This is a genomic window from Streptomyces sp. NPDC049887, assembly GCF_040656535.1.
Classification (GTDB): domain Bacteria; phylum Actinomycetota; class Actinomycetes; order Streptomycetales; family Streptomycetaceae; genus Streptomyces.
Map to the genome: position 1 here is coordinate 83,008 of NZ_JBFAMM010000005.1, position 20,237 is coordinate 103,244.

Sequence of the window (20,237 nt, forward strand, 5' to 3'; positions counted from 1 at the left end):
CTCTCCCGCCGTGCGAAAGGCCCCACCGGTCTTCGTCGTCGCGCTAGTGGTGCAGGGTGCGGTGGATGCGGTGAGCGATCCCGTCGAGGGTCGCGGCGGCCATCAACTCCATCATGGACAGTTCGCAGTGGAAGGTCTGTTGGAGGGAGACGGAGAGTTCCGCGCCCATGAGCGAGTCCAGGCCGAGGTCAGCGAGGTTCGCGGTGGGGTCGACGCGGTCCGTGGTGGTCTGCAGGATGTGGGCGGTCGCGTCGACCAGGGTCTCGGTGATCAGGTCGAGGCGCGCTTGGTCGCTCTCGGCGGCCTTCAGGCGCTTGCGCAGGTCGTCGGCCTGGGCGCGGGAGGCACGATGGTCCGCGTGGGCCAGCTGGGCGGTGAAGCGGGCCACGGACAGCGCGGGAAGCAGGCCGGTGAGCCGGTCCCAGTCCATGACACCGATGGCTGCCTGGCCGTGCGCGCGGTGCAGATGCCGGTCGAAGGCGGCCAGAGCGGTGGCCGGCGTGATCAGTCCGATGCCGGAGCGGGCGATGGTGTCGGCCATCCGCGTCCGCGCGACGTAGCCGGTCTCGGAGATGCCGCCCCAGGCCAGGGCCAGACCCGGCCGGCCGTGGTCCCGGCGCTTTCGCATGAGTGCTTCCAGGTAGAGGTTGGCGGCCGCATAGGGGGCTTGGTGCTGGTTGCCGATCAGGGCGGCGACGGAGGAGTGGACGACGAAGAAGTCGAGAGTGCGGTCGCGTGTGAGGTCGTGGAGTACCGAGGCGCCGCGCACCTTGGGGGCCATGACCTTCGCGAACCGCTCGGCGGTGAGGTCGCTCAGGGGCGCGTCGTCGAGGTGCATGGCGGCGTGCACGATTCCGCGTACCGGACGACGGAGCTGATCCGCCTCTGTGATGACCGCCTCGACGGCCTCGGGGTCGGTGACGTCGGCGGCGTACACCCGTACGGTCGTGCCCGCCTTCTCCAAACCGGCGACCAGGTCGGCGGCTTCGGGCGCCTGACAACCGCGCCGGGAGACGAGAGCCAGATGACGGGCGCCCCGGTCGGCGAGGTGGCGGGCCGTGGCCGCACCCAGGCCGCTCAATCCGCCGGTGATCAGATAGGTGGCGTCGGGATCGAGCCGCACTGCCGGATCGGGCTGGTCGACGGCGACCGGCGAGCTGTCGGTGAAGGAGATGACGACCTTGCCCAGGTGACGCGAGTGGCGCAGCGCGCTGAACGCGTCCCTGATGCGGGGAGCCGGGTAACTCTGGTGGGGCAGGGCCCGGTAGACGCCGGCGGCCACGCGCTCACTGACGGTACGGAAGGCGGCCGCGGCCGAATCGGGTGCGTCGGCGATGAGGCGGGTGATGTCGACGCCGTAGTAGGCCAGGTTGTCCCGGAACGGACGCAGGAGCAACGGGGTGTTGGCGTAGATGTCGCGCTTGCCCAGTTCGACGAACCGGCCCCCTGGCGTCAGGCACTCCAGGCTGCGGGCGATGGCCTCGCCGGCCAGCGAGTTCAGCACGACGTCCACCCCCCGGCCGGCGGTCGCGTCCCGAACCTGGTGGGCGAAGGAGAGGTCCCGGGAGTTGAAGACCGCACAGGCACCGAGCGTGCGAAGGAGGTCCCGCTTGGCCGGTGTGCCGGCGGTGGCGATCACCCGGGCGCCGATGCGGCGCGCGTAGGCGAGGGCGGCCAGGCCGATGCCGCCGGCGCCGCCGTGGACCAGCACGGTCTCACCGGCACGCAGGTGGGCGAGGGTCTCCAGGGAGTGCTGGACGGTGAGGAAGACAGCGGGCAGGGTCGCCGCCTGTTCGAAGGTCATGTGATCGGGCATGCGGCCGGCCTGCTCGGTCCGTACCCGTACGTGCGAGGAGAGCGCACCGTGGGCGAAGGCGAACAGGCGGTCGCCCACCGACCACTCGGTCACGTCCGGTCCGGTGGCGGTCACGATGCCGGCGCACTCCAGGCCCAGCAGCGGACCTGTGGGGGTGGCCGGTTCGGCGTCGGGCGGGAGCAGGCCTTCGGCGAGCATCACATCGCGGTAGTTGAGCGCGGCGGCCTTGACACGGACGAGCACCTCGCCGGGGCCCGGCTGTTCCGCCTCGGCAGGGGCCCAGGTCAGCCGGTGACCGCGCCCGGGGCGGCGCAGCCGCAGCCGGTAGGCGTCGTGGCGTCCGGCCTGTCGGGTCGCGGGCGGGAGCGGCCGCAGTCGGGGAACGAAGCGGCCGTGCGTGTCCAGCACCGTCTCGTCCTCCTCGCCCGGCGGGCCGGACCGGGCCGGTGCGAGGAGTTCCGCGACGAGTCGGGCGGCGTCCTGTGCCGACTCCCCGGAGGAGGAGAGGCTGATACGGCGTACGGTCAGGGTCGGGTGCTCGTTGGCCGCGACCCGGCCGACCCCCCACAGCGCGGCGGCCCAGGGCAGGCCCCCGGTGTCCGCCGGCGCGGGGTGCAGGCCGGTCGGGGGGGTGACCAACCACAGCTGAGGGTCGGCGTGGCCGGCGGCGGCCAGGGCGGCTGCCGCGGCCTTCACGACGCCTGCGGCCTCCGTGACGAGATCGGCGTCGGGTCGCTCCTGCTCGGTGCCGAAGAGCAGCACCACGCGTGATGGCACCCGGCCGGTGAGGTCGCCGAGCCCTCGGTCCCAGGCGTCCGGCACACGCCTGCCGGTGACCTGGGCCCCGGCCGCACGGAGGCCGTCGGCCAATGCGTCGGCCAGGGACTGTCCGGCGGTGTCGGTGACGACCAGCCACGGGCCGTCGGCCAGGGGTGACGCTCCCAGGGCAGGCGGGCCGGGAGGGCAAGCCTGGGGAGCCGTGCTCCGCCGGGCGACCAGCAGGCAGTAGTCCTGCGCGGCTTCCGGTTGTTCGCTGCCGACATCGGCGACGGCGTCGAAGCCGCAGTCGGACAGCAGCGTCGGCCATGCCGCGCGTGGGAGCAGAGGGCTGGTGCGCAGCTGGTCGTCGGTGAACGACCAGTACTCGGGCAGCAGCCCGAAGCAGGGGCCGAGGATCTCCTCGTCGTGACTCTCCACCGCCAGCAGCTGCCCACCGGTGTCGAGCAGCCGCGCCAGCCGCGTACATGTGGCCCGGAGGTCGGCGGTGGCGTGCAGCACGTTCGCGGCCACGATCAGGTCGTACGACCCGGGCGCGAAACCCTGCTCCGCCGGGTCGCGGTTCAGGTCGAGGGTGAGGTAGTCGAGGTAGTCGTGGTCGGCGAACCGGGCCTGCGCGCGGGGAAAGAAGGCCGGCGTGACGTCGGTGAAGGCGTAGCGCGTGAGGTGGGGCGGGAGCACGGGAAGCAGCGCCGTGGTGAGACCACCGGTGCCGGCGCCGACTTCGAGCACGCGCAGGGGGCGGTCGGCCGGCCAGGTGCGCAACGCCTCCTCGATGACGAGACGGGCGTAGTGGTTGTGCGCGCGCATCTGCGGGGTGTCGGTGTAGAAGGCTTCCACGAGGTGGCGGTCGGCCTCGTTGAACAGCACCTCGTGGGCGTCGGTGCGGCCGGTGAGAATCTCGGCCAGATGGGTTCCGCAGCGGGTAAACAGGGCGATGGCGGTGATCCACTGGGGGAAGCGCTCCGCGCACTGCCGCATCTGGGCTTCCGGCATGGCGGGCACACCGGTGAATTCCCAGCGCTCCTCACCCGAGATGGGCCGGAGCAGTCCGGCCTTGGCCGCGAGTCCCGCGAGCAGTCGCGCGTAGGGGACGTAGTGCGGTCGCAGGCCCGCGTCCAGGAGATCGCCCGGAGAGACGGGGCCGGTGCCCGGGAGCAGAGCGGCGAAGGCGGCGGCGGCATAGTGCCCCGCCGTGGTCTTCACCATGGCGGCGAAGCGCGGGTAGTCGTCCGCCTGGTCTGCCTCGAAGGCCGCCCGGGCCGCGGCCGTGGCCGCCGTCGAGCTCTCCGGTCCCGGCAGCGGAACGGTGGAGTGGGCCGGCGACCGGCCGGGCAGCGGCGCGTGACGCAGCACGGTCGCCAGCTCCTGCAACCGGTCCCGGGCCGCGACGGCGCGCAGGCGGCAGCCCGACAGCTCGGCGGCGACGGTGCCGTCCTCCCGGCTCACGGTGACGTCGACGACGGCGTCCGAGCCGGTGAGGTGGCGCAGCCTGACGTGGATCAGTCCGCGGGCCGGCGGCTGGTGCCATACGCGCGCGGTCTCGACGGCCGTGGGCAGGAACACCCGGCCGTCCGCGACCGGGGCGAGGAGCGGTGCGGTCGTCTGCAGGGCGCCGTCGCTGATCACCGGGTGCGCCTCGAAAGCATGGCCGTCCTCCGCGGCAGCGGCGGGGAGTTCGTAGGCGGCCGTGACCCAGGTGTCGGACACCCGCAGAGTGGTCAGGACCTGGAAGGCGGGTCCGTAGTGCAGGCCGGCGCGCGCGGTGTGCTCGTAGTGCACGGCGGCGTCGACCGTCGTTCCCCCCTCGGGGGCGGTCATCGGTGCGGGAGCGGGCGCGGTGAGCCGGCGTACCCGGCCGCGCGCGTGCGGTGTCCAGGTCGCGGAGGCGTCCCGGCGGGAGGCGATGAGGACGATGCCGTCCTCGACGGACAGGGACGTCTGCACGGACACGGGCGTCGGGTCCTCGGCGCGCGGCAGGGTCAGCGGCCTGAGCACGGTGAGGTCGGTGACCTCGCACAGGGCGCCCAGACCCGCACGGCCCGCCGCGAGGGCGGCCTCCAGGTACGCGGTGGCCGGCATGACGACGTCCGTGTCGACCTGGTGGTCGGCCAGCCACGGCAGCCTGCTGCCGGTGAGCTGCTGATGCCAGGTCGGCTCGGCGACAGCCGCCCGCCGGCCAAGCAGGGGATGCACGACCGTCCTGTCCTGAGGCACCGCGGCCCACCAGTCGGGTGTTCCGTTCCAGTGCCGCTCGCGCTGCCAGGGGTATCCGGGCAGGGACACCACCCTGCCGGGCCGGGGGAAGCACCGCGCGCCGGGGCGGGCGCCGGCCGCGATGACCGCGGCGGCGGCACGCCGCACGGCGGTGGGGCCGTGGGTGTCGCGGCGCAGTGTGGCGTGCGCGCCGGTCCGCGCGGGCAGCAACCGCTTCAGGTAGGTGGCCAGGACGGGGTGGGGGCCGACCTCGACGAAGTGGGTGCAGCCCTCATCCGCCAGGGACCGGACGGCGTCGGCGAACAGGACCGGTTCGCGTACGTTCCGCCACCAGTAACCGGCGTCGAGCCGCTGTCCCGCCAGTAGGGCCCCCGTGACGGTGGAGGCGAACGCGAGTCGGCCCTGTCGTGGCCGGAGCGTGCTCAGCGGCCCGGTGACATCGCCCTGCACGGGGTCCATGTGCCGGGAGTGGAAGGCGTAGTCCAGGTCCAGGAGCCGGAAGAACACGCCGCGCGCCGCCAGTTGCCGGCCCAGTTCCGCCAGCGCGACGGGGTCGCCGGCGAGGGTGACGTCGGTGGTGCTGTTGACACCGGCCAGTTCCAGTCGTCCGTCGAAGGCTGCCAGTTCCTTGGTGGCCTCGTCGGCGCCCAGGCCGACCGCCGCCATGCGCCCGCTGCCTGCGGTGGCGGACTGGGCCCGGCTGCGTACCGCCACGACGCGGCATGCCTGCTCCAGATCGAGGCAGCCGGCGGCGTACGCGGCGGCGATCTCACCCACGCTGTGCCCGACGACGGCGTCCGGCTCGATACCGGCGGCTTCCAGCAGCCGGACGACGCCGACCTGCACGGCGAACAGCAGGGGCTGGGCGACCTCCGTGCGCTCCAGGTCGGGTGAACCTCCCGCGAGCCCCTCCGCCACGGACCAGCTCAGGTGCGGGCGCAGGCAGGCGTCGACCTCGTCGACGGCGGCGGCGAAGACCGGCTCCGTCATCAGGTCGGCGCCCATGCCCGCCCATTGCGAACCGTTGCCGTCGAACACGAACGCGACACGCCCCGGTGCCGCGCGTACGGCGGTCGCCGCCGCCTCGGACGTCTCGCCTCCCGCGAGCCGGAGCAGGGCGTCGGCCGCCTGTGACGGGTCCTCGGCCCACACGCAGGCGGTGTGCTCGTGGCGCGTGCGCCGCCGGGTGGCGGTGTAGGCGATGTCGTACAGACCGTCCTCGGTGAACTGCAGGTGCTCCGCCATCTGCTCGCAGGCCCGTTTCAGGGCCGCCGGGGTCCGGGCGGACACCACCACCGGCAGAGCAGCCGACCGTGATGTCCCGGGCAGCAGCCGGTCGCCGGGGGCCGCCGGGGCGGCGGCCAGGACGACGTGGGCATTGGCACCGCCGAAGCCGAACGAGTTGACACCCGCGACCGCCATTCCGGGTGAGTCGAGCGACTCAGGTCGAGTGACGGGGTGCACGTTGAGATCGTCGAAGGCGATGGCCGGGTTGAGTCGTTCGGCATGCAGCGTGGCCGGGATCTGCCGGTGCCTGAGGACCAGCATCGCCTTGAACAGGCCCGCCATGCCGGCGGCGGCCTCCATGTGCCCGAGGTTGCTCTTGACCGAACCGATGGGCAGGGGCCCCCGGTGGCGGCCGACCCCGAGCGCACGGCCGATGGCCTCCACCTCCAGCGGGTCCCCGGCCTGGGTGCCCGTGCCGTGGGCTTCCAGATACGCGACGTCGTCGGCTACCAGCCCGGCCTGCGCGTACACCTGACGCAGCAGCGCTTGCTGAGCGACGCTGCTGGGCAGTGCCAGGCCGGGAGTGCGTCCGTCGTTGTTGGCGCCGCTGGACAGGATCACCGCGTGGACACGATCTCCGTCGGCCCGGGCGTCGGCCAGCCGCTTCAGCAGTACGAGGCCGCCGCCCTCCGCTCGGGCGAACCCGTCCGCCTCGGCGGAGAACGGCCGGCACCGGCCTGTCGGCGACAGCATGGAGGCGCTGCAGAAACCGGCGTACAGATGGGGGTTGAGGAGAACGTTGATGCCCCCGGCCACCGCGAGGCGGGCATGTCCGCTGCGCAGGTGCTCGCACGCCTGGTGCAAGGCGGTCAGTGCGGACGAGCAGGCGGTGTCCACGGTGACACTCTGTCCGTGCCAGTCGAAGTAGTGCGACAGGCGGTTGGCGACGACCGCGCCCGCCATCCCCGACATCGTGTACGCGTTGACCGACTCCGGTGACATCGACTGCAACTCACCGTAGTCCCGGCTCGAGCAGCCGACGAACACCGCTGTGTCCGACCCCTCCAGCCGGGCGGCATCGGTGCCCGCGTCGTCCAGCACCTCCACCGCCATCTCCAGCAGCAGCCGCTGCTGGGGGTCCATCTGGGCTGCCTCCCTGGGGGAGATCCCGGTGAAGTAGGTGGTGTCGAAGCCGGAGACGTCCTTCAGGAAGCCGCCCGCCGCGGTGTACGACTGCCCGGGACGCCAGTTGGTGTCCACGAAGTCCGCGGTCGAGAAGCGGTCCGGCGGCACCTCTCCGACCAGGTCGGCACCGGCCGCCAGCACGGCCCACAGGTCGTCCAGGTGGTGGATCCCGCCCGGCAGACGACAGGCCGTGCCCACCACGGCAATGGCGTCATCGGACAGCGAGGGCATATGCGAGGGCAACTGTGCTCCCAACAGACTGGTTTGGATGTTCAGGCAAGCACGGCGGAACGCTCGCGCTGCCGTGGCGATGAGGGGGGCAGCCGCCGGGGACCGCTACCCCGGAGAAGAGGCCGGCAGGGCGTCGAATCCGAGTGCCCGCTGAAGGAACCGTGCATCGACCGCCGCGGGCTCCGGCAGCCCGGGGGTGTCCGCCAGTGCGTGGGTGCGGTCGAATCGGTGTCGAAGCCGGCAGTAACTGAGAAAGCCCGTCAAGTGCCTGGCGACGAAGAGTTCAGCCACGCTCGCCCGGTCGAGTTCCTCCACGCACTCCAGTCGCAGACCGGCGTGATGCCCCTCGAAGGCACGGAGCACGTCTGCCAGTCGGGTGGGCGTGGGGTGGACGATGTGGTACGTGCGCACCCCGGTGTCCCCGCCGGGCGTGTCGTACCCGATGCGGACCATCGCCTCGGTCGCGTAGTCGCTCGGCACGATGTTGAAGGTGGCGGAGGCTGACGCCTTGATCCGCAAGCGCACCTCGCTCCCCGGCGGGCGTTCGGCCACCGGAGGGATACCGGGCGCGCCACCCTCGGCGAGGACCTCGACCATCTTCCCCAGCTGAGCCAGGGGGTGTTCGGCCGCACTGGCCGGCAGGGGCCGGTCACTGGCCACCACGCCGGGTCGCAGCACCACCGCCGGACGCGCACGTCGGGCCGCCCACTGGCGGACCAGTTGCTCCGCCGCGTACTTCGACGCGTCGTAGTGCGTCACGAAGCCGTGGACGTCGGTCAGATCGTCTTCGAGCACCAGTCCTGCGGGCCGGCTGCCTGCGACCGCCATGGTGCTCACATGCACCAGTCGGCATGCGGGCCCCGTCTGGTCCATGAAGGCGAGCACGTGGGCGGTACCCTGCGTGTTCACCCGGAAGAGACGCTCCCGCTCCCCGGCCAGAGCGATGTCTCCCGCACAGTGCCAGACGGCATCGGCCTGCCCCGCCAACCGGGCGTGCAGTGCGGGCGGCAGGCCCAGTCGCGGCAGTGTCACATCGCCCGTGACGCAACGCAGCCGCAGGAGAGCGTCACTGGGCACGGCACCGTGCAGGCCGATCGCGGCGACGACGCGATCGCGCAGCTCCGAAAGCTCACCGCGTCCCAGTGCGACGAGTCGCTGATCGCGCGTCGTCAGCAACGCGTGCGCGATGCGTGAACCCACGAAGCCGGTAGCACCGGTAATCAGAACGGTCACCGCTCCACAATGGGTTATGTAGATCAAAAGAGCAAAATCGCATTAAATCGTATTGAAGGACCATCAGGCCGGGCGTCCCGCGAGGACGTGATTCGCGGGAGCTCTTCGGCCGCCCCGGTTCGTGGTCGAGCGCGGCGGCGCACAACGCTCTCGTGCGCGGGGTGTGTGCTGCGGTTCACCACGGCTCATTGCTTCGCGGGCGTACGGGATGACGTTTCCTTCTGCCATGATGGCCCGCGACAAAGGCGACGGCGGAACGAGGAAGCCGGTGTGAATCCGGCGCGGTCCCGCCACTGTGATCGGCGAGCGAATCCCGAACAGACCACTGCCCGGAAGCGGGTGGGAAGGTCGGGACGAGCACTGACCCGAGAGCCAGGAGACTCACGCGGTCGCCTCCTCGATGTGACTGGGGCGGATTTCCCCGGGGAGGAGAGCTTGTCGTGATGCCCATGAAGGTGTCGCGGGGCGGATCGGTGCCGTGCCGGGTCGTGGTGTGCCGGGACTGCGGCAGTCCGAAGATGACCGGTGCGGACCACGGTGAGCGGACCGCCCGTCCGGCCGGGGACACCCCGGTCCGGGGCACCGAGTGTCCCGACGTGTGCGAGCAGGCGAACGCGGTCGTCGTGCAGCCCTCGTCGGAGTGGCGCGCCGCCGGCCGCCGGCCGGTCTGGGTCGGCCTCGTCGACAACTCCGCTGCGACCGGGGACATCGCCGCCTGGGTACGGGCGGGCGCACCGGGCCTCGTGGAGCTGCCGGACCTCCTGGACCTCCACCTCCTCACCCCGCCTCGGCACGCCCGGGCCGGGACTCCGCGCCATCGGCCGCCGCGGCGGCTCCACAGCTGACGCGAGGCGACTGACCCGACCCGCCCCGATCGACCCGACCGACAGAACTCAGCCACCGGCCGGCCGGCGTACCCGGCCGTCCTCCGGACCACCATCCGGATCGTTCCGGTTCCACCCAGCGGTGAGAGGACCCACCACATGATGGGCAAGCGCCCGATGTCCCTGCTGTCGACGATGGCCGCCGCGGCCCTGCTGATATCCGGCTGTGGCGGGAGCGCCACCCGGGACGACGCCGCCCGGGCAGCCGGCCCCGCCGTCGACGGCTTCCCCGTCACCATCTCCAACTGCGGTGTGAAGACGACCTATCAGCGTCCTCCGCAGCGCGCGGTGTCGCTGAACCAGCACGCGACCGAGGTCATGCTGGCGCTGGACCTGGAGAAGACGATGGTGGGCACGGCCTACCTCGACGACAGGATCCTCCCCGAGTACCAGGACGCGTATGACGGCATCAAGGTCATCGCGGAGGAGTACCCGTCCTTCGAGACGCTGCTGGCCGCCGAACCCGACTTCGCCTACGGCGGTTTCGCCAGCACCTTCGACGAGAAGGAGGGCCGCGGCCGCGACGCCCTGTCCAAGGCCGGGATCAACTCCTACCTCAACATCGAGGAGTGCCCGACCGGGCCTGTGACGATGGCCACGATGGACCAGGAGATCCGGAATGTGGCCAAGGTCTTCGGTGTGCCGGAACGAGCCGATCAGGAGCTGAAGAAGCTCCACGCCACCCTGGACACGGTCGAGAGCAAGCTCGCCGGAGTCACGCCGGCCAAGCTCTTCGTCTACGACAGCGGCGACAAGACCGCCTTCACCGCGGGTGGGGCGGGCATCGGCAACGAGATGATCAAGCAGGCGGGCGCGGTGAACCTCTTCGCCGACCTGGACAAGGCGTTCGGTGACGTGTCGTTCGAGCAGGTGGCCGAGCGCGCGCCCGAGGTCATCGTCATCTACGACTACGGCGACCAGCCCGTCGAGGACAAGAAGAGGTTCCTGCTGGCGAATCCGGCGCTGAAGGACGTACCCGCCATCAGGAACAAGCGGTTCGCAGTGCTGCCCCTCTCGTCCACGGTGCTGGGTGTCCGGGTGCCGGCAGCAGTGGAGTCCCTGGCCCGCCAGATCCACCCGGATCGCTTCAAGTGAGCGGCACGACCGACGCAGTGGGCGTGACCGAGGAGAAGGACGCGGGCGCCGGATCGGAGGCGAGCCTCCGGAGAGCGGTGGGCGGGGAGGACACGGTCCCGGGCCGCAAGCGGCTTCCCTACCCGCTCGTGCTCCTGCTGCTCGGCGCGCTCGTCGTGGTCACGGTCACGTCCGGGGTCGCGGCCGGATCCATCAGCGTGCCGGCCGACCAGGTCTGGGGCATCCTGCTGCACCGGGTGCATCCGGCACTGGCCGACCCGTCCTGGACACCGGTGCGCGAGACGATCGTCATCGACGTCCGGCTGCCTCGTGTGCTGCTGGCCGGCGTCGTCGGCGCGGGACTCGCCGTGTGCGGGATGGCCCTGCAGGCGCTGGTGCGCAATCCCCTCGCGGACCCGATGCTGCTCGGGGTCTCGTCGGGCGCCTCGGTCGGCGCGGTGCTGGTCGTCGTCTTCAACCTCACCCTGTTCGGGGTGTTCTCACTGCCGGTGGCGGCGTTCCTCGGCGCTCTCGCCGCCCTGGTCGCCGTCTACTTCCTGGCCCGGTCCGGCGGCCGGATGACCACCGTACGGCTGGTGCTGGCGGGCGTGGCGATGGCCGAGGTGCTGTCGGCGCTCGCCGGCTTTCTGATCGTCACCTCCGACGACCCGCACAAGACGCAGTCGGCGCTGCGCTGGATGCTCGGCGGGCTGGGCGGCACCACCTGGACGGTGGTGTGGATCCCTGTCGGTGCCGTCCTGCTCGGCACGGCGGTCCTGCTCGGCGCCTGCCGTCCGCTCAACCTGCTGCTGGCGGGGGAGGAGGCGGCCGTGGCGCTCGGTCTGGACGTGCACCGGTTCCGTGCCGCGATGTTCACGCTGGTCGCCGTCATGATCGGTACCATCGTCGCGGTCAGCGGGCAGATCGGCTTCGTCGGCCTGATCATGCCGCACGTGGTACGGCTGCTCGTCGGCGCCGACCACCGCCGTGCGCTGCCCGCCGCCGCGCTGCTCGGCGCGGCCTTCCTGATCGCCGTCGATCTGGCGGCACGCACCGTCATGAGCCCGGAGGAGATCCCGGTGGGGATCCTCACCGCCCTGGTCGGCGGTCCCTTCTTCCTGTGGCTGATGCGACGGAGGACGGCATGAGGAGGACGACAGCAGTCACAGCGGACGCCGCGACGACGGCGACGGCGACGGCGGCACCCGGCACCCTGGCCTTGGAGGACGTCTCGGTCGTCGTCGAAGGACGGGCCCTGGTGGACCGGGCCTCCCTGCACATGGCTCGCGGCGAGGTGGTGGGGCTCGTCGGTCCCAACGGCGCCGGCAAGTCCACCCTGTTGCGCACGGTCTACCGAGCTCTGCGCCCCACCTCGGGACGGGTGCTGCTCGACGGCAAGGACGTCCAGCGGATGTCCGGCAAGAGTCTGGCACGCCAACTCGCCGCCGTTCTGCAGGAGTCGGCAGCCGACTTCGAGCTCTCGGTCCAGGACGTCGTGGCCATGGGCCGCACCCCGCACAAGCGGCCCTTCGACGGGGACGACGCCGACGACCGCGCCATCATCATGGCCGCGTTGGACGAACTCGACGCGGCCTGCCTCGCACAGGCCCCCTTCACCCGGCTGTCGGGGGGTGAGAAACAGCGTGTGCTCATCGCCCGGGCCCTCGCCCAGCGGGCGGGCACGATGGTGCTGGACGAGCCGACCAACCACCTCGACCTACGCCACCAGCTCGACACCCTGCGCCTCGTCCGCCGGCTCGGAGTGACGGCCCTCGTCGCCCTCCACGACCTCAACCTGGCCGCCGCGTTCTGCGACCGGATCTGCGTGATGGACGGCGGCCGCGTCGTGACCACCGGGTCCCCGTCGGAAGTCCTCACCACCGAACTGCTGGCGGACGTCTATCGCGTCGACGCCGAGGTGACCGAGCACCCTCGGACCGGCGTACCGCACATCACGCTACCCCGCCCGGCCGGGTGACGTCGTCGCCGGCATGGTCTCCGATGACGGTGCCCACTCACCGGTGCCCGACGGCCGGCCTCGATGACTCGTTCGACGACTCAGCAGAGGCCGGCGGTGGTCACTGCGGCGGTGTCGTCGGAGGGGGCTGGACGGTGGCCGGCCCGCGCCGAACAGGATGAGAGCCAGGAGCAGAACGAGAAGCAGGGGAATCATGATTATCGACCTCCGCCGCTCCTGGTGCCCTTCGCGAGGCGGAGTACACCGCCGATTCTTCTGCTCTCCCGTGCCTGTGAAGAGCGTGTGAGCGCCTGTGGGCGCGGTAAGAGGCGTCGGGCGGGGTCCACGGGGGTCCCGGCCGTGCCGGTGGAGTGGGCGCATCTGGGAGAGTGGCGGGCATGGATATCGAACGCAGGAACAACGTCACCGTCACGGGCAACCCTCAGGGGCGGACGGTGGTGCTGGCACATGGGTTCGGCTGTGATCAGAACATGTGGCGACTGACCGTACCTGCCCTGGCTGATGACTACCGAGTGGTGCTGTTCGATTACGTCGGGTCGGGTCGGTCGGATCCGTCCGCGTTCTCCGAGGACCGTTATGCCTCGCTGGACGGTTACGCCCAAGACGTGGTCGACGTCTGTGAGGCGCTCGATCTGCGTGATGCGGTGTTCGTGGGGCACTCGGTCAGCGCGATGATCGGCGTGCTCGCCGCCGGGGTGTCCCCGGGGCGCATCGGCGCGCTCGTGATGGTCGCCCCGTCACCGCGGTACATCGATGACGACGGCTACCGGGGCGGGTTCAGTGCCGACGACATCGACGAGCTGCTGGAATCGCTTGAGTCGAACTATCTGGGCTGGTCGGCGGCGATGGCGCCGGTGATCATGGGGAACGCGCACCGACCCGAACTCGGGGAGGAGCTGAAGAACAGCTTCTGCGCAACGGATCCGGACATGGCGCGTGTTTTCGCCCGGACCACGTTCCTGTCGGACTCGCGGGACGATCTGAAGGCCGTGACGGTGCCGACGCTCATCCTGGAGTGCACCCAGGACGCCATCGCTCCGCGCGAGGTCGGAGCCTACGTCCACCAGGCGATCCCCGACTCGCATCTGGTCACTCTGGACGCCACCGGGCACTGCCCGCACCTTTCCGCGGCGGAGGCCACGAACGCAGCGATCACCGATTTCCTTGCGAGCCTGCGGTGATGTGCCGCACGGTGCAGGAACCGGACGAAAGGGATGATTCGGCATCGGCGTTCGCCGCCGTGCTGGAGGACAGCGCCGAGGAACTCTACGAGAACGCACCCTGCGGATATGTGTCCACGCTGATGGACGGCACCATCGCCAAGATCAACACTACGCTGTTGGGCTGGCTGGGCCTGGAGCGGAGTGCGGTGGTGGGCCGGATGCGGTTCACCGACCTGCTGACCGTGGGTGGCAGGCTCTACCACGAGACGCACTTTGCCCCACTGCTGCGCATGCAGGGCGAGATCAGCGGCATAGCCCTGGAGATCAAGCAGGCCGGCGGCGAGCGCATGCCGGTCCTCGTGTCCTCCGCCGTCAAGCACGGCGGCACCGGCGAGCCCCTGCTGATCCGCACCACCCTCTTCGACGCCCGCGACCGCCGTGCCTACGAACAGGAACTTCTGCGAGCCCGTAGAGCTGCGGAAGAGGCACGCAAGCAGGCGGAGGTCGACCGCGCCCGGTTGCAGGACGCCCTGGCTGCACTCCAGCAGTCGCTGTTGCCCGACACCCTGCCACCGGTGCCGGGGGTGGAAACAGCCGTCCATTACCGTGCCGCGTCCCCGGACCGGCTCGGCGGTGACTTCTACGATCTCTTCGCCATCGGCGGCGAGCGGTTCGCCTTCTTCCTCGGCGACGTGTGCGGCAAGGGGCCCAAAGCGGCCGCCGTCACCTCACTGACGCGCTACACCCTGCGCGCCGCGGCTCTGCACGACCCTGACCCCGTCTCCGTAATGACCACGCTCAACCAGGTACTTCACGAGCGTTATACCGGGGGCGACCCGCGCTACTGCACTGCGATCTTCGGGACCCTCGAACCCGGTCCCGCCACCGGGCAGGTCACCGTCCGTATCGCCTCGGGCGGGCACCCCTCGGCCATCGTCCTGCGCGCCGACGGCACGGCCGACTTCCTGCCCACCCCCGGCGGCCTCCTGGTCGGTGTCCTGTCCGATGCGACCTTCGCCACCGCCACGACCGTCCTGGGGCGCGGTGACACCTTCCTCCTGTACACCGACGGCCTGACCGAGGCCCGTACCGGCGCCGGCCGCACCACCCTCTACGGGGACGAGGCCCTGCTCGAATTCGCCGCCGGCCACGCCGGGAGGTCCCCACACGATGTGATCGAGGCACTGACCGACCTGCTGGACGAACTGGGTGACGGCCTCGAGGACGACACCGCCCTCCTCGCCCTCGGCGTCCCCACGCTCGACCCTGGAACCAGAACCACGGCATGAACCCGTTGAAGATCACCACCCGAGGCGACCGCACCGGCCCCATCCTGGAGATCGTCGGCGATGTCGACTACTCCACCGCCGAACAGCTGCGCCACCGATTCACCGCACTCACCCTCTCACCGGGCCAGCGCCTCGTCCTGGACCTGGCGGGCATGACCTTCTGCGACTCCAGCGGCATCACCGCCCTGATCGCTGCTCGCAACCACGCCCTTGCCGCCCACGCCGACATTGCGCTCGCTTCCGTCCCGGCTCAGACTTCGCGCGTGTTGCGCATCGTCGGTCTTGACCAGATCTTCACCCTGCTCCCCGACAGTGTCGCCGTCACTCAGCCCTGAGCCGGTACCGACGGGCCACGAGCCACCGGCGGTCGAGGCCACGTCAGGTACGGGCGTCGTCTTCGAGGCGAGTCCTCACCGGTAGGCAGCACTGGGAGCCGCACGAAGTCCGATGCTTGTCGGCCGTTGACAGGGGTATGCGCGCGACTGCCGGGCGGTCTCCGGCGCAGAACAGGCTGATCGACTGGGAGGGGTGCGTGATGGTGGCGACGACCGTGCAGACTGGTGGGCGTGTGGTGGACGTTCCGGAGATATCGGAACCCGCCAAGGTGGCTCCCAAGGACGCACGCGAGCTCTCGCGGCACTTCTTCGACCGGCTGGCGGTGCTGGAGGAAGGGACTCCCGAGTACCAGTACGTGCGGAACACGCTGATCGAGATGAACATGACCCTGGTCCGCTTCGCGGCCGGCCGGTTCCGCAGCCGGGGGGCGGAGGAGATGGAGGACATCGTCCAGGTCGGCATGATCGGTCTGATCAAGGCCATCGACCGGTTCGAGCTGTCCCGCGAGGTCGAGTTCACCTCCTTCGCCGTTCCCTACATCGTGGGCGAGATCAAGCGGTTCTTCCGCGACACATCCTGGGCCGTGCACGTGCCGCGTCGACTGCAGGAAGCCCGGGTCGCACTGGCCCGGGCCACCGAGGAACTGCGCAGCCGACTGGGTCGGACGCCGACGACCAAGGAACTGTCGGATCTGATGAACCTGCCTGAGAGCGAGGTCGTCGAGGCCCGGTTGGCATCCAACGGCTACAGGTCGGCGTCTCTCGAGGCGGCGATCAGCGGCGGCGAGGACGGCGAGGCAGCGCTGGCGGATTTCATCGGAGACGAGGACGCCGCGCTCGGCCTGGTAGAGGACTTCCACGCCCTCGCACCGATGATCGCCGCACTTGACGAGCGTGACCGCAAGATCATTCACTGGCGCTTCGTCGACGAGCTCACCCAGGCGCAGATCGGTGAGCGTCTCGGCGTCTCCCAGATGCACGTGTCCCGGTTGATCTCCCGTCTCCTGACCCGCCTGCGCGAAGGCATGCTGAGCACGGCCTGACCCCTGGAGCCCCGCTGGACGGAAGGTCTTCGTCCGCTCCGGCGAGGTGAGGACGTGCCCTTTCGGAGGGTCGGTGAGTGTCGCTCCGCTGCTGCTCGGCCGTGACGCTCCACCGCCACGTCCTGGTGCCGGCTCCGGCCGGCGAGCCCCGAAAGGCCGTGCCCGAAGCGCGCACCCGTGTTCCGCGCGGGGTGCGGCCACTGCCCGGCGAGCAGTCCTCCGTCCCCGCATCGCCGCCTTGCCGCCCCTGGGGGGAGGCGTAGTTTCGGATTCAGGAGCCCAGATGATGTCGCGGTCGGCACCGCTGAACGACCGGCCCACGGAGGGAGGGCGTCATGAGCGCCGCGGATATCGGGGTCGTGGCCGGGGCGGCCGCGCTGATCGCGTTCCTGGCCTGGTACTTCTTCGGTTCGAAGAAGTCGAGCCGGGCCGAGCTCAGGGGCGGTTTCCAGGAGATCGGTATCACGGTCAAGGGCAGCTATGCGCCGGACCTGATCCGGGTCCGCCAAGGGGTACCGGTTCGGATGGTCTTCGACCGGCAGGAGGCGGGGGACTGCACCTCTCGCGTGCTCTTCCCGGACTTCCGGCTCGCGGCCTCGCTCCCGGCGTTCGCCACGACGGTGGTGGAGTTCACCCCGGACCGGCCGGGCCGGTTCGGCTTCGTCTGCGGGATGAGCATGGTGCACGGAACGTTGCTCGTCGAGCCGGGCGACGGTGAGATCCCCGCGCCCGCCGCCGGCCCCGCCGAGCAGGAGCCGGTTCCGCTCGCGCGGCCCGAGGCGGGTGCCGCGGAGCGGGAGGATGCCGAGGCGGCCGCGCGGCGTGCGGAGATCGCCGATCTGACGCGGCGCGTCGCTGTCGGGGCTGTGCTGTCGCTGCCGGTCGTGGCGGCTGTCATGCTGCACGAGGTGTTCGGCGTGGACGTGCCCGGACTGCTGCTCGACCGATGGTGGCAGTTCGCGCTGATCACGCCGGTGATGTTCTACACCGGGTGGCCGATCCACCGCACCGGCTGGCTCGCCCTCCGCAACCGCGCCGCCGAGATGAACGCGCTGATCACGCTGGGCACGTCGGCGGCGTACGGCTACAGCCTGCTGGTCACCGTGGCGCCGGGACTGCTGCCCGCGGGCGTGCGCGAGGTGTACTACGAGGCGGTCGGCGTCATCCTCACCCTGATCCTGCTCGGCCGCCTCTTCGAGGCCAAGGCCAAGGCGGGTACCGGGCAGGCGATCCGCGAACTGCTGAACCTGCAGGCGAGGACAGCCCGGGTGGTGCGGGACGGTACGGAGGTGGAGGTGCCCGTCGAACAGGTCGCCGCCGGGGATGTCGTCGCCGTCCGTCCCGGGGAGAAGGTGCCGGTGGACGGGGTGGTCGTGGACGGTCGTTCCACGCTGGACGAGTCCATGGTGACGGGTGAGTCGATCCCGGTGACCAAGAGTGCGGGCGACGAGGTCGTGGGCGCGACCATCAACCAGACCGGGGCCTTCCGCTTCCGGGTGACCAAGGTCGGCGCGGACACGGTGCTCGCCCAGATCATCCGGCTGGTGCAGCAGGCGCAGGCGTCCCGGGCCCCCATCCAGCGGATCGCCGACCTGGTAGCGAGCTATTTCGTACCGGTGGTGGTGTTCATCGCCATCGCCTCGTTCACGGTGTGGGTCCTCGTCGGGCCTGCCCCGGCTCTGACCCTCGGGCTGGTGGCCGCCGTCGCGGTGCTGATCATCGCCTGCCCGTGCGCGCTGGGTCTGGCGACCCCGCTGTCGATCATGGTGGGCACCGGGAAGGGAGCCCGGGCGGGGATCCTCATCCGCTCCGCCGAGGCGCTGGAGACCGCGCAGCGGCTGGACGTGGTCGTGCTGGACAAGACCGGCACCGTCACGCAGGGGCGGCCCGAGCTGACCGACGTCCTCGCCGTCGAGGGCACCGCCGAGGACGAGCTGCTGCGACTGGTCGCCTCGGCCGAGCACTCCTCCGAGCATCCTCTGGGGCAGGCGATCGTCTCCGGCGCCACCGGCCGTGGCATCGCGCCGGCTCAGGTCGGCGAGTTCGACTCGGTCACCGGACACGGCATCACCGCCGTCGTCGACGGGCGCCGGGTGCTGGTGGGCAAGCAAGCGCTCCTCTCCGACCAGGGCATCGACACGGCTGCCCTGTCGGCGGAGGCGGACCGGCTGGCCGCGGAGGGCAAGACGGCCATGTACGCCGCCGCCGACGGCCGGGCGCTGGGCCTGGTCGCCGTCGCGGACACGGTCAAGCAGGACTCGGCCGCCGCCATCACCGCGCTGAGGCGGCTCGGCCTCGAGATCGTAATGATCACCGGGGACAACGCGCGGACCGCCGAGGCCATCGCGGCCGAGGTCGGCATCGACCGGGTGCTGGCCGAGGTGCTGCCCGAGCACAAGGCGGACGAGATCCGCCGCCTCCAGGAGGAGGGAAAGCGCGTCGGCATGGTGGGCGACGGCATCAACGACGCCCCCGCGCTCGCCCGGGCGGACGTCGGCTTCGCCATCGGCACCGGCACCGACGTGGCCATCGAGGCGGCGGACATCACCCTGATCTCCGGGTCCTTGGGCGGCGTGGTCACCGCGGTGACGCTCAGCCGTGCCACGATGCGCAACATCCGCCAGAACCTGTTCCTCGCGTTCGTCTACAACACCGCGGGCATCCCCGTCGCGGCCGGTGTGCTCTACCCGTTCACCGGCTGGTTGCTCAGCCCTGTCGTCGCGGCCGCGGCGATGGCGCTGTCCTCGCTCTCGGTGGTGGGCAACGCCAACCGGCTGCGCCGCTTCACCCCCGGCCCGCTGCCCGGCGCCCCGCCCGCACGGGCCGAGGCCCCGGCCCACATGACCTGAGCGGATCCACTCAAGAGGAAGGCGGCCGCATCCGGCTCGCGCGCCGGATGCCGACCCGAGGAGGAGGCACATGGACGCGAACGCCTGGGACGAGCGGTACCGGGCGTCGGAACGCGTGTGGTCGGCCGAGCCCAACATGTGGGTGGTCAGGGAGGCGTCCGGGCTGGCCCCCGGCCGGGCCCTGGACCTGGCCGCGGGGGAGGGCCGCAACGCCCTGTGGCTGGCCGGTCGCGGCTGGCGCGTCGACGCCGTCGACTTCTCACCGGTCGCCGTCCGGCGGATCGCCGACACGGCGGAAGGCCGGCAGGCGGAGGTACGGGCCGAGGTCGCCGACGTCACCCGGTACGCCGCCGAAGAGTCCGCCTACGACCTGGTCCTCGTGTCCTACCTCCAACTTCCCCGGCAGGACATGGCGGGGGTCCTGGAAACCGCGTGCCGGGCAGCACGGCCCGGGGGAACGCTGCTCCTGGTCGGCCACGACATCGCCAACCTCACCCAGGGGACGGGCGGGCCGCAGGATCCGCGGGTGCTCTGCAGCGTGGAGCAGGTCAGGGCGGCGTGGGAACCGTGCGCCGATGTGGTCGTGGCCGAGGTCGCACGCCGCCCGGTGGGGCAGGAGGAGGCACTGGACACGGTGGTCCGCGCCGTCCGCCGGTGAGGCCGCTCCGCCGCCTCGGCGAGCCCGGTCGCGGACCCTCGGCGTGGCCCCCCGCGTGACGGTGCTCGTCGGGTTCGTGCCGCTCGACGGCGTCGACGGCGTCGAGAGTGCCGGCGTCGGGCGCACCCGTCCCCGCCCGAGGGGAAGCGGCCGGAGGTGACGTCTCCAGGGCCCTGCGCCAGGTGCCGGCTGCGGGCGCCGAGGATCAGGTGCCGCTCCGTGTCGTGGTGGGGCCAGGTCCTGAGGGGCGCCGGTACGTCCATCTCGGTCGGGGGCCC

Annotated in this window: 12 protein-coding genes and 1 riboswitch; of the genes, 10 read left to right on the top strand and 2 right to left on the bottom strand. The window is 71.3% G+C overall.

All coding sequences use genetic code 11. The features are described from left to right. Nucleotides 1-43: 43 nt before the first annotated feature. Together AB0J10_RS08130 and AB0J10_RS08135 are read right to left on the bottom strand one after the other, a co-directional pair. Nucleotides 44-7,465: an SDR family NAD(P)-dependent oxidoreductase gene (locus AB0J10_RS08130; protein WP_363059016.1), complete on the bottom strand. Its 7,422-nt coding sequence runs from the start codon at nt 7,463-7,465 to the stop codon at nt 44-46. Nucleotides 7,466-7,558: 93 nt separating this feature from the next. Next, nucleotides 7,559-8,686, bottom strand: a complete 1,128-nt coding sequence (locus tag AB0J10_RS08135; protein ID WP_363059018.1) for an SDR family oxidoreductase — start codon at nt 8,684-8,686, stop codon at nt 7,559-7,561. 209 nt (nt 8,687-8,895) lie between these two features. After that, nucleotides 8,896-9,090: riboswitch (cobalamin riboswitch) on the top strand. 39 nt (nt 9,091-9,129) lie between these two features. On the opposite strand from AB0J10_RS08135, the gene AB0J10_RS08140 reads away from it, so the two are divergent. The 10 genes from AB0J10_RS08140 (at nt 9,130) to AB0J10_RS08185 (ending at nt 19,959) form a co-directional block, all read left to right on the top strand. Further along, nucleotides 9,130-9,531, top strand: a complete 402-nt coding sequence (locus AB0J10_RS08140; RefSeq protein WP_363059020.1) for a (2Fe-2S) ferredoxin domain-containing protein — start codon at nt 9,130-9,132, stop codon at nt 9,529-9,531. 138 nt (nt 9,532-9,669) lie between these two features. Then, nucleotides 9,670-10,665, top strand: coding sequence for an ABC transporter substrate-binding protein (locus tag AB0J10_RS08145; protein ID WP_363059022.1), 996 nt, complete (start codon nt 9,670-9,672; stop codon nt 10,663-10,665). 77 nt (nt 10,666-10,742) lie between these two features. Then, nucleotides 10,743-11,792, top strand: a complete 1,050-nt coding sequence (locus AB0J10_RS08150) for an iron ABC transporter permease (RefSeq protein ID WP_363059409.1) — start codon at nt 10,743-10,745, stop codon at nt 11,790-11,792. Further along, nucleotides 11,789-12,622 (top strand): ABC transporter ATP-binding protein, encoded by an 834-nt coding sequence (locus AB0J10_RS08155; protein WP_363059024.1) that lies wholly within the window; start codon nt 11,789-11,791, stop codon nt 12,620-12,622. The genes AB0J10_RS08150 and AB0J10_RS08155 overlap by 4 nt, the downstream gene beginning before the upstream one ends. 377 nt (nt 12,623-12,999) lie before the next feature. Then, nucleotides 13,000-13,803 (top strand): alpha/beta hydrolase, encoded by an 804-nt coding sequence (locus AB0J10_RS08160; protein WP_363059026.1) that lies wholly within the window; start codon nt 13,000-13,002, stop codon nt 13,801-13,803. After that, nucleotides 13,803-15,074: a SpoIIE family protein phosphatase gene (locus tag AB0J10_RS08165; protein ID WP_363059028.1), complete on the top strand. Its 1,272-nt coding sequence runs from the start codon at nt 13,803-13,805 to the stop codon at nt 15,072-15,074. The genes AB0J10_RS08160 and AB0J10_RS08165 overlap by 1 nt, the downstream gene beginning before the upstream one ends. Then, complete coding sequence (locus AB0J10_RS08170; protein WP_363059030.1) at nt 15,071-15,409, top strand: STAS domain-containing protein; 339 nt, start codon at nt 15,071-15,073, stop codon at nt 15,407-15,409. The genes AB0J10_RS08165 and AB0J10_RS08170 overlap by 4 nt, the downstream gene beginning before the upstream one ends. 200 nt (nt 15,410-15,609) lie before the next feature. Next, the gene (locus AB0J10_RS08175) at nt 15,610-16,452 is read left to right on the top strand and encodes an RNA polymerase sigma factor SigF (protein WP_363059032.1); all 843 of its coding nucleotides are present in this window, start codon (nt 15,610-15,612) and stop codon (nt 16,450-16,452) included. 335 nt (nt 16,453-16,787) lie between these two features. Beyond that, complete coding sequence (locus AB0J10_RS08180; protein ID WP_363059034.1) at nt 16,788-19,301, top strand: heavy metal translocating P-type ATPase; 2,514 nt, start codon at nt 16,788-16,790, stop codon at nt 19,299-19,301. Between the two features lie 70 nt (nt 19,302-19,371). Further along, nucleotides 19,372-19,959, top strand: coding sequence for a class I SAM-dependent methyltransferase (locus AB0J10_RS08185; RefSeq protein ID WP_363059036.1), 588 nt, complete (start codon nt 19,372-19,374; stop codon nt 19,957-19,959). The last annotated feature ends 278 nt before the right edge of the window (nt 19,960-20,237 follow it).